The organism is Bacillota bacterium (genome assembly GCA_013314855.1).
Taxonomy (GTDB): Bacteria; Bacillota; Clostridia; order Acetivibrionales; family DUMC01; genus Ch48.
In genome coordinates this window covers 1-4,158 of record JABUEW010000208.1, presented here as the reverse complement: position 1 = coordinate 4,158, position 4,158 = coordinate 1, and the positions used below count along the sequence as shown (strand labels likewise).

The window sequence follows — 4,158 nt, the reverse complement described above, 5'->3', positions numbered from 1 at the left end:
ATTTTATCATTTCTATATCTTCAGGACTAAATGTCCTACCTGAAAATGTTCTATTAGTATTGTTCATGACTTGATTACCTACCTCCCCCAAGTCTACTATACAATACTAATCTTGTACGTGTCCAACTCGGTTTTGCGAAAATATTTTTTTGCTACTCTCTATAACTCTTGTTTTCTCTTTCTTTTAAATTCGTGCTTCATCTCTGAGCCAATGTATACTTAAATAAGTAATTTTAGCAAGCATTTTTTAACTTTGAATATATACCTTTGTCAACATTTTATAGCCAATGTATACTTAAATAAGTAATTTTAGCAAGCATTTTTTATTAACTTTTTGTTAAATAAATACTCTCAGCAACGGCATTGCAATAAACCTTATGGCAGTTTCCAATAGCCAAATAAAAGGAAACATAACTTTATAAAGAATTCCTGGGAAAATAAAAATTATCAGGAGAAATATTACAGCTATATAGTTTTCATACTGCAATAATTTAAAATACTGCCTCTGAGGAAGAATTCCGGATAATACTCTTGAACCGTCTAATGGGGGTACGGGTAAAATGTTAAATACTGCCAAATTGATGTTTATAATATAGAAAAACCTACTTAAATTAAACACAATGGATTGGGGCAGGAAATACCTAAAGAAATAAAATTGGTCAACATTAAAAAAAGCCTCAATTGGAACGCTTCCGTAGCGATAACCTATAAAAGCCATGGGAAAAGAAAATAAAAGTGCTAGCAGAATATTCGAAAGAGGCCCTGCAATACCAACCAACATGGTCCCTTTTTTACGATCTTTATAATACATGGGGTTTATGGGTACAGGTTTAGCCCAGCCAAAACCGGAAACCAATATCATAATTGTGCCTAATATATCTAAATGTTTCAATGGGTTTAAAGTGATCCTTCCCATATTTTTTGCAGTAGGATCTCCAAGCTTATATGAACAATAAGCATGAGCTACCTCATGAAAAGTAACAGAAACAAGTACTACAGGTACAAGGTATACTATTATTATTGGCGGATATCTTAACAGCAAGCTTATCTCCCCTTTTTTTTAGAAGCGATTGCTCTTATTCTTCCCTATTCCAAACCATTCCAGTATCATTCTTAAAAATAATTTTATAAACGATGCCTTTTCTATACTTTCTTCAGCTATTATATCAACCCTTGCTATTTCTTGCCCTTCAAGCTTATAAATAACTTCTCCAACCTTTTGGCCCTCCTGTATTGGAGCAATCAGGAAGGGTTCAATATTACTGTGACGTTCAATTTGTTGCTTGGTACCTTTTTTTAATAAAACAACTACGTCATCGGCAAGCAGTGCCCTTACACTGGTTTTTAAACCTTTTCTGACCTCAATTATACCTATTTCAGTATTTTTTTCTTCTAATTTGGTTGTCTCAAAATTAGCAAACCCATAATCAAGAAGTTTTCTTGATTCGGCAAATCTTGTGTTTGAATCGGGAGCACCTAATACTACTGATATTAATGTAAGGTTATCTCTTTTTACAACCGCTGAAAGACAATATCCTGCAGCAGAAATATAGCCGGTTTTTAGGCCCACTGTACCTGGATAGTGTCTTATAAGTTTATTTGTATTGTCAAGAGAAAATTCACCGTTTCTGAAGGTATCATGCCATATTTTTGTGTATTCCAGGATTTTAGGGTATTTATTTACAACTTCCCTGGACATTATTGCAACATCATAAGCAGTACTATAGTGTCCTTCAGTTGCAAGTCCGGAACAATCAATAAAATGAGTATCTGAAAGCCCAAGTGCTTCAGCCTTTTCATTCATCATGGCTACAAAAGCTTCTTCACTCCCTGCAATTTTTTCAGCAAGAGCAACAGTAGCATCATTAGCAGAATGAATGGCTACAGCTTTCATCATCTCATGCACGGTAAACTCTTCTCCCGGTTTCAAATAAACCTGAGATCCTCCGAATCCATATGCATACTCGGATACCGACACCATATCGTCAAAGGCTAATTTCCCATTTTCTATTGCTTCCATTACCAGTATCATAGACATTACTTTTGTTATACTTGCAATTGGCCTTTTTTCCCGACTATTACTCTCCAGCAGGATATTTCCTGTAGACGCATCCATTAGTATTGCGGACTTTGATTTTAAATTAAATACATCGGTTCCTTCCATTATTTTTGCCACTTCAGCTGCGTCATACTGATTAACAGTGGCAAAAACAATTTGTGCAGGAAAAAACAAAGTTATAAGGATAAGTATAAAAATTACATAAATAGAAACTTTTCTTTTAAACACGGATTTTCCCTCCAGGTATTTGTCTTTAGTAAATTGTTATGCAAAACTTCTCATCTATATTCTGCTTTATATAGCATTATTTATCTACATATTTATATATATGTTCGGAATCAATATAAGCAAGTATTAATGGCCTTGTCTGAGGCATACACCGGCAGTAGCTGAAACTCTTTTTTAACATGGCAACAGCCTCCTCTATAGAATTTTCTTTATTTGTGTATAATACAGCAAGGATGTCTCCCTTTTTCACTTCCATGCCGATTTTTTTATATAGATATATACCTGCCGAATAATCAACAGGGCTATCTTTTGTTTCCCTACCTGCTCCCAGTATAACGGAAGCGTTCCCTATCAGTTTGGCATTTATTGATTCTATATATCCCTCTGTCTCTGATACTAACTCATATTTGTATAAAGCTTGTTTAAAAAGATTATAATTTTCTACGATTTCCTCATCCCCCCCCTGTGCTTTTATTAGTTCCCTAAATTTATTTAGGGCTTTTCTGTTATCTACAACCTCTTTTACTTTACTACGGCAGTACTCTATATCGCCATAACCGGCAAGATAAATCATGTGAGAGGCAAGTTCAAGAGAAATAGTTTTAAGATCTGTGGGACCCCGCCCTTTGAGAGTTTCAATAGCTTCAATTATTTCTAAGGAATTTCCTATAGCATTGCCTAAGGGTACATCCATGTCTGTGATAACTGCTACTGTTTCTTTTCCTACTCTGTTACCAATATCTACCATTAGTGCGGCAAGAGTTATGGCCTGATCAAGAGTTTTCATAAATGCTCCACTGCCACATTTAACATCAAGCAGTATTTTATCCGCCCCGGATGCAATTTTTTTGCTCATAATACTGCTTGCTATAAGAGGAATACTATCTACAGTGGCTGTTACATCTCTTAAAGCATACAACTTTTTATCTGCCGGAACCATTCCTGCTGCATGCCCTGTTAAAGAAATTCCGATTTTTTTTATATTTTTAATAATTTCATCTCTTTCAAGAGCAACCCTAAACCCTGGGATAGATTCAAGCTTGTCTACCGTACCGCCTGTATACCCTAAACCTCTACCCGACATTTTAATAACCAATACACCGCACGCTGCAACAATTGGTGCAACAATCAATGTAGTCTTGTCACCGACCCCACCGGTGCTGTGTTTATCCATTTTTACTCCCTTAATTAAAGACAGATCCATCTTTTCACCGGAATCTGCCATTATTCTGGTCAGATCTGCCGTCTCTCTTGCACTCATTCCACGGATAAAAATAGCCATTAATAATGCCGATATCTGGTAATCGGGTATACTTTCTTTGCAAACACCTTCGATAAAAAATTTTATCTCTTCATATGAAAGCTCATGACCGTCCCTTTTCTTTTCAATAATATTATACATTCTCATAATGCTACGTCCTTACTGATATTTGTTATTAGATTAATCCGTAAATTAAATTATAAAAACTAGTGCCTTCTCCAGTAAAGTTTGTGTCTAAATACTCAGCAATTGTTGCCCCCAAATCTGCAAATGTTTGCCTTGTCCCAAGCTCTATACCCCGCTTTATATTCTTTCCGTACACCAGCAAGGGTACATATTCCCTAGAATGATCCGTACTCGGGGTTGTAGGATCACATCCATGGTCTGCCGTTATAAATAGAATATCATTATATTTCAAATTATTCAATACTTCCGCAGAGCTGAAGCATGAAAATTTTATTCTTATCTAATAATAGTGCCTTTATTAGTAATTTTATCCAATTATATAATAATATTACATAAATTTAACCATACGTTTAAGTCATCGGATAACACTATAACCTTGATATCTAAGCGCAACGCTTTTCTGGGCATGTCAACAACACCCTTT

4 protein-coding genes are annotated in these 4,158 nt (G+C 35.3%); all 4 read right to left on the bottom strand.

The window, feature by feature from the left end:
- Positions 1–337: 337 nt before the first annotated feature.
- The 4 genes from HPY74_20110 to HPY74_20095 all read right to left on the bottom strand — a co-directional run bounded on the left by HPY74_20110 (position 338) and on the right by HPY74_20095 (position 4,014).
- Complete coding sequence (locus HPY74_20110) at positions 338–1,021, bottom strand: site-2 protease family protein (GenBank protein NSW92913.1); 684 nt, start codon at positions 1,019–1,021, stop codon at positions 338–340.
- 39 nt (positions 1,022–1,060) lie between these two features.
- Positions 1,061–2,287, bottom strand: a complete 1,227-nt coding sequence (locus HPY74_20105) for a D-alanyl-D-alanine carboxypeptidase (GenBank protein NSW92912.1) — start codon at positions 2,285–2,287, stop codon at positions 1,061–1,063.
- Positions 2,288–2,363: 76 nt separating this feature from the next.
- Positions 2,364–3,695: a pyrimidine-nucleoside phosphorylase gene (locus HPY74_20100; protein NSW92911.1), complete on the bottom strand. Its 1,332-nt coding sequence runs from the start codon at positions 3,693–3,695 to the stop codon at positions 2,364–2,366.
- Positions 3,696–3,723: 28 nt separating this feature from the next.
- Positions 3,724–4,014 (bottom strand): hypothetical protein, encoded by a 291-nt coding sequence (locus HPY74_20095; protein NSW92910.1) that lies wholly within the window; start codon positions 4,012–4,014, stop codon positions 3,724–3,726.
- Between the last annotated feature and the right edge of the window lie 144 nt (positions 4,015–4,158).